Annotated in this window: 5 protein-coding genes; all 5 read right to left on the reverse strand. The window is 39.1% G+C overall.

Going from position 1 to position 6,606, the window contains the following annotated elements:
- Positions 1–1,100 precede the first annotated feature (1,100 nt).
- Complete coding sequence (gene truB, locus ACFIO3_RS06770; protein ID WP_375606823.1) at positions 1,101–2,063, reverse strand: tRNA pseudouridine(55) synthase TruB; 963 nt, start codon at positions 2,061–2,063, stop codon at positions 1,101–1,103.
- 4 nt (positions 2,064–2,067) lie between these two features.
- Entirely contained in the window at positions 2,068–2,475 is a 408-nt protein-coding gene (rbfA, locus tag ACFIO3_RS06775) for a 30S ribosome-binding factor RbfA (protein ID WP_375606782.1), read from the reverse strand.
- A gap of 121 nt (positions 2,476–2,596) precedes the next feature.
- Entirely contained in the window at positions 2,597–5,116 is a 2,520-nt protein-coding gene (gene infB / locus ACFIO3_RS06780) for a translation initiation factor IF-2 (RefSeq protein WP_375606783.1), read from the reverse strand.
- Positions 5,113–5,748: an RNA-binding protein gene (locus tag ACFIO3_RS06785; protein ID WP_375704232.1), complete on the reverse strand. Its 636-nt coding sequence runs from the start codon at positions 5,746–5,748 to the stop codon at positions 5,113–5,115. The genes infB and ACFIO3_RS06785 overlap by 4 nt, the downstream gene beginning before the upstream one ends.
- A partial coding sequence (locus ACFIO3_RS06790; RefSeq protein ID WP_375704233.1) for a transcription termination/antitermination protein NusA occupies positions 5,749–6,606 on the reverse strand: 858 nt, incomplete at its 5' end. It abuts the gene before it with no gap.

Consider the following 6,606-nt stretch of genomic DNA (forward strand, 5'->3'; position numbering starts at 1 on the left):
TGAGTGAGAAATAATCATATTAAAAGAGCGAGAAAAATAAAAACGTAAGACAAAGCGTAATCCCTATTATTTAAAAATTAGAGTCGAATGAAAGGGATAATAGTAAGATGAAAAATAGCTTGTTTTTGCTTGCATATTTTTTCAAAATGAAGCTATTTTATCCTTTTAAATATTACTCAACCAGATATATCTTTACTCATATCTGGAATAGAAGGTTGAAACTGTTTACAAAATACCAACCATTTTAATCTTTCTTTCAAAAATGTTACAGTATTAGGGTTGAATATTGCTTTATAAGCAAGAGAAGAAATATAGTATTATCAGATAAATAAAGTCATGAAATAAAAAATATACCAACCATGGAATGAAGAGATATACCAGCTTTTTATTCGATACAAAAAACAACGATAAGCTAGTCCCTAGCTTGACAATTTCTTATTCTTTACAGATATTTTTACAAAACCTTTGCGTGCTTTCGTGATGATTAGAATAATCGATTGTAAGCATAATGATGTCATTTTTAGGTGGTCAACGATCAATTTTTATTGGATAGATAGTTGGAAGGGATTATCCTTACAATGTGTTTAAATCCTAAGGTTTGAGTTTTTCTATTCGAAACAATTCTTTTCGCCAAAAAGAGATTATGTAGGTGTGTACTGTAATGATCAAATGAGTGATTTAACATGATATAGATTCTTGAGTTTTTAAGGTTGGATGCAATGCATATGATTCCAACACATTGATTATAAGAATAAATAACTGTTTTTTATATTGAATGTAAAAGTCTAGATATCTTAGGATTATTTCATTTTAAATGTGTTTAGGTTGAATCCATCCAAATCATTCGCTGATTCATTACAAACGGAGGTTAATGTGTAAGTAAAAAGAGATTGAAAAAGGGATATAACATGCCGCTTATGAATCTTTTTAAATGCAAGGACTGTTGTGACATTAGGGGGGACAAAGTGTATGATGGTGTTGGCTTGTATCGTTAACTTAATTTTTGATGTGAATAAGAAAAATGGAGACAATGAAAAGCAAAACATTTTCTTTATTTGAGAGAGAAAAATGATTTTTCCGCAAAAGGGGGAAAGAATCGATTAAATTGTAAAAATCCGCTTTGCTTTAAATAGACCTTTGTCGAGGGTGCCGATAGCAAGAAGTTGTTCCTTATAGAGGACACAAATTTCATCTTCATCAAGAGGTACTTTGTGATGACACAAGGGTATAGAATGCCCCTTCATAACTCTTTGTGCTTGGGTTTCATTAAGGGTATAATGAAAGAGGCAATCCAATGCAGCGCTCGTTTCAATTAAGAGCCCATCAAGTGTTGTGAATTTTTTTTCAAAAGAACGATTATTTTCCTCTGTAGTGTTTTTATTTGGCGGAATGGCTGCTTTTAGTTCCTCCCATGTAATGAGATCTTCTTCATCAAAAGGTGCGACGGCAATACGTCTTAAATCAGCAATATGCCCATAGCAACCGAGATCACGTCCCATATCGCGTGCTAAAGAGCGCACATAAGTTCCTTTTCCGCAGGTTATTTCAAAGGCAGAATGCTCTTTGGTAGGCATTTCTAATAACTTGAAAGTTTCTATTTCCACTTCACGGGGCGGAATTTCAACAACTTCCCCTTCACGCGCTAAATCATAGGCACGATTTCCGGCAATTTTGATTGCTGAAAACTGTGGAGGTGTTTGCAAAATAATACCTGTATATTGAGGAAGAAGAGCAAGTATTTCTTCTCGAGTTGGACGTTTGAGAGATGTTTTGGTTATTTCTCCTTCTAGATCATCTGTTGAGCGCTCTTGCCCCCAAGCAATATGAAAACGGTAAGTTTTTTTGCCTTGCATCACGTAAGGGACGGTTTTGGTTGCTTCGCCCAATGCAATGGGAAGGAGACCAGAAGCAAGAGGATCAAGTGTACCCGCATGTCCTGCCTTTTGAGCATGGAAGAGCCATTTGATTTGTGAAACAGCTTCTGTTGATTTCATTCCTTTTGGTTTATCAAATATGACCCAGCCAGAAACAGGACGCCCTTTTTTCTTATGTTGCCGCGCCATATCTTTAATCCTCATCTGTATCACTATGGTGAAGATCGCGTGCAACCTCAGGCGAGCGAAGGAGGGCATCAATTTTTGAAAAATTATCAAAACTATTATCAAGTCGGAAACGCAGTTCTGGCATATATTTCATTTGTCGCAACGCATGACTGATTTCTCCACGGAGAAAACGACTACGTTTATTGAGGGTATCAACAACATCGGTATGAGAAGCATTTTTAAGAGTGCTGAGAGGTGATACAAAGCAAGTAGCAATTTTTAAATCTGGTGACATGCGTACTTCAGAGACAGAAATAACAATATCTTTTAAGATATCATCAAGCAAAATATCACGCTGTAATATATGCGCTATTGCATGACGTACTTGCTCTGCTACTCTAAGTTGCCGTTGTGATGGCCCTGCATTTTTCATCAAAGTTTTATCCTTGCTACAAGATCTCTTTTTTGACCATTTAGATAAGGAAAAAGAGATATTGCGTATAAAACCTAATAACTTTTCTCATTTCACAACAGAGTAAAGTTATTGGATTATTTTATAATGTGCGATTAATATGTTCGATACGGAAGGTCTCAATGATGTCTCCTGCACGCATGTCTTCATAATTTTCAAAGGCTATTCCACATTCTTGACCACTTTGCACTTCATTGACTTCATCCTTAAAGCGTTTGAGTGTTTTCAGCTTTCCTTCGTGAATAACGATATTATCGCGGATAAGGCGAACACCGGCTCCTCGTTCTATTTTACCTTCTGTAACGCGACAGCCTGCAACTTTTCCAATTTTTGTAATGTTAAAGACTTCTAGAATTTCAGCATTACCAAGGAATGTTTCACGCTGTTCTGGTGAGAGTAATCCAGACATAGCAGCCTTGATATCATCAACAAGATCGTAAATGATGTTATAATAACGAATTTCAATTCCTTGTGTTTTAGCAAAATCACGTGCTTGCTTATTGGCTCGAACATTAAAGCCAATTACAGCAGAGTTAGAAGCTTCCGCAAGAGAAATATCACTTTCGGTAATTCCTCCAGCACCAGAATGTACAATACGCGCACGAACTTCGTCATTTCCGAGTTTTTCCAATGCTGAAGCGATTGCTTCAATTGATCCTTGCACATCCCCTTTTATAATAAGAGAAAATTCCTTAACACCAGTCGTTTGCAATTTTGTCATCATTTGTTCAAGAGAACCACGTGAACCAGTTTGCCGCGCAACAGCTTTATCACGTGCTAATCGTTGACGATATTCAGAAATTTCACGTGCTTTTGCTTCATGTGTGACAACAGCAAAACGGTCTCCGGCTTGTGGTGTTCCTTGCATGCCTAAAATTTCAATTGGTGTAGAGGGAACAGCTTCTTTGACATGGCGGCCATGGTCGTCAATCAAAGCACGCACACGACCCCATTCATTTCCGGCAACGATAATATCAGAAGGGTGTAATGTACCTTTTTGAACAAGAACTGTTGCAACAGACCCACGTCCGCGATCCAATTTGGCTTCAATGATAACGCCCTCTGCAGTTCGTTGAGGATCTGCTTTCAGATCAAGCATTTCAGCCTGAAGAAGGATAGCTTCGAGAAGTTTATCAAGATTTTGACCAGTTTTAGCAGAAACTTCAACGTCCAAAGTTTCTCCACCCATAGTTTCAACAAACACTTCATGTTGTAGAAGTTCTGTACGCACTTTTTGTGCATTCGCAGCTGGTTTATCAATTTTGTTGATAGCAACAATGATAGGGACACCAGCAGCTTTCGCATGATTGATTGATTCAATCGTTTGAGGCATAACACTATCATCAGCGGCTACAACGAGAACAGCAATATCAGTAACACGCGCTCCGCGTGCACGCATAGCCGTAAATGCAGCATGCCCTGGTGTATCAATAAAGGTAATTTTTTGACCGTTTTGTTCTACTTGATAGGCACCAATATGCTGCGTAATACCTCCTGCTTCGCCAGAAACAACATTTGCTTTACGAATAGCATCCAAAAGAGAAGTTTTTCCGTGGTCAACATGGCCCATAATGGTTACAACAGGGGGGCGTTGCTGCATGTTTTGAGGATTATCTGTTATATTAAAGATACCTTCTTCTACGTCAGATTCTAAAACACGTTTAACAGTATGGCCAAATTCAACAGCGATGAGTTCGGCAACATCTGCATCAATAACATCGCCCGGTTTCATCATTTGTCCTTGTTTCATCAAGAATTTAATCACATCAACAGAACGCTCAGTCATACGTTGTGCGAGCTCTTGAATGGTAATCGTTTCAGGAAGAACAACTTCGCGAGAAATTTTTTCTCTTGGTTCTTGATTTTGTGCACGCTTAAACTTTTCCTGTCTACGCCGCATTGCAGCCATTGAGCGCCCACGTGCGCTTCCTTCTTCATCCAGTGCACTATTCAGAGTTAGCTTTCCGCGTCTCCGCTCATCAGCTCCTTTGACAACTTTGGGTATACGTATGTCTGACTTAGCAGGATTAGCACGTCGACTATGCCGTTCTTCCTCTTTATTGTCATCTATTTTGCGTTTTTCAACCACGGTTGTATGTTTAGGCGCAATAGGAATATCTGTCTGTTCAATGAGAGGGGGAACAGGTGGAATCTGTACTGGCGATATTTCTTCTTCTTGTTGGAGATGTATTTCTTTTTCTTTAATTTCTTGCTGTAAAATTTCTTCACGCTCTTTAGCGCGCCTTGCTTCTTCTTCGGCTTGTTCTCGCGTTATTCTTTCTTGGATATGTGCTTCTTCTAATGCGCGAAGTCTTGCTTCCATTTCAGCCGATGAAAGATTGCTTTTGGCTACAGATTCTTGAGGCTTTTTTTCCTCAAAACGTGGTTTAGAGCGCTGAGAAGCCACATGCGGCTTTGTAATGGGCTGTAGGGTTTCAGATTTTTCATCAGGTCGCGTAATTTTACGCCGTTTGGTTTCGACAACGACAGCCTTCGTACGGCCATGACTAAAATTTTGTTTAACCGTACTCGTTTCCAAGACAGACCTCTTGAGAGTTAGTGTCTTCTTGACGGTTGTTTTGTCGTTGTTATTTTCACTCATTGTACTTCCTTCACGGCTTGTGCCGTCATCTCACTAGACTTACTATGCTTGTCGTCACGATAGCTGATCAATTTACATGTCGTTTTGAGAAATCCTCCAGCAGCTTTTGTGTCCAGTAAGGCCGCGTGCATTACAGGATTAGAGCCAAAAGCCACTCGCATTTCATCACTTGTAAATAAAGATATGGTTTTTATAGTCCGATTTGTTTGTTGTTGTATTGAATGGATGGCCTGTGCAATTTTTCGTTTCCCATCTTCTGTTGTTTCTTTAGCATGAAGTACAAGAATAACTTTACCAGAGCGGATAGCAGCGTCAACCTTTGTTGCTCCCATAACAATTGCTCCCGCTTTTCGCGCCATGGAAAGGCTTGAAAGAGCGGCTTTTAGTAAAAGCGTATCAACAACATGCACAAGATTTGGTGCAACTTCAACATCTGTTTTAAAATTTCTATGAAAAGCTTTTTGTTTGATTGCTTTCTCAATAACAGCGTGATGGGCAGAAATCCAAATGCCACGCCCTGGTAAATTCGCTTTAAGATCAGGAACAATTTGGTTATTGGGACCAATAACAAAACGGATCAGTGTTTGTACTGAAGCATTTTTTCTGGTTACAATGCAAGTCCGTTCATTCATTTAAAGTGTATCCACATCCAAATCATCTGTTTTTTCATTTTCTGCAGAATTTTCATCTTCTACAGGACTTTCTGTAACAAGATCAGCTTGGTCTATCCAGCCTGCTTGTACACGTGCGGCTAAAACCATAGCTTCTGCATCTGCGCGTGTAATGTCAAAAGGGGTTAAAATACCAGAAAAATTCTGTGTTTGACCTTCTTTACGTTCTCTCCAGCCAGCTAAATCATCAACGGCATAGCCAGCAAAGTCTTCTATCGTTTTTACACCATCCTCACCTACAGCAACCAACATAGCACTTGTCATTCCAGGAAGTGTTCGCAATTCGTCAGAAACTCCGAGTTTTTTACGTTTTTCGTCGAGCTCTTTTTCTTGCCGATCAAGATATTCGCGGGCACGACTTTGGATTTCATTAGCAGTTTCATGGTCAAAACCATCAATAGAAGCAATTTCTTCAAGATCAATATAGGCGATTTCTTCAATAGAAGAGAAACCCTCTGATGCCATAACCTGTCCGATCATTTCGTCAACCTCTAAGGCCTCCATAAACAATTTACTCCGTTCAGTAAATTCTTTTTGACGATTCTCAGATTCTTCTTTTTCCGTTAAAATATCAATGTTCCATCCTGTTAGTTGCGAAGCCAAGCGAACATTTTGCCCACGTCGTCCAATAGCAAGGCTAAGTTGATCATCTGGCACAATAACTTCAATCCGTTCAGCATCTTCATCAAGGATGATTTTAGAAACTTCAGCAGGTTGCAGTGCATTAACGACAAATGTTGCCGCATCAGGCGACCAAGGAATAATATCAATTTTTTCGCCTTGTAATTCAGCAACAACAGCTTGTACACGACTTCCTCG

The sequence above is a fragment of the Bartonella sp. AD328YNZD genome (assembly GCF_042196425.1).

Excerpts from the sequence above, each read along its gene's own strand:
- truB (WP_375606823.1), bottom strand. The coding sequence starts at position 2,063 with ATGGCGCGGCAACATAAGAAAAAAGGGCGTCCTGTTTCTGGCTGGGTC.
- ACFIO3_RS06785 (WP_375704232.1), bottom strand. The coding sequence starts at position 5,748 with ATGAATGAACGGACTTGCATTGTAACCAGAAAAAATGCTTCAGTACAA.
- rbfA (WP_375606782.1), bottom strand. The coding sequence starts at position 2,475 with ATGAAAAATGCAGGGCCATCACAACGGCAACTTAGAGTAGCAGAGCAA.
- infB (WP_375606783.1), bottom strand. The coding sequence starts at position 5,116 with ATGAGTGAAAATAACAACGACAAAACAACCGTCAAGAAGACACTAACT.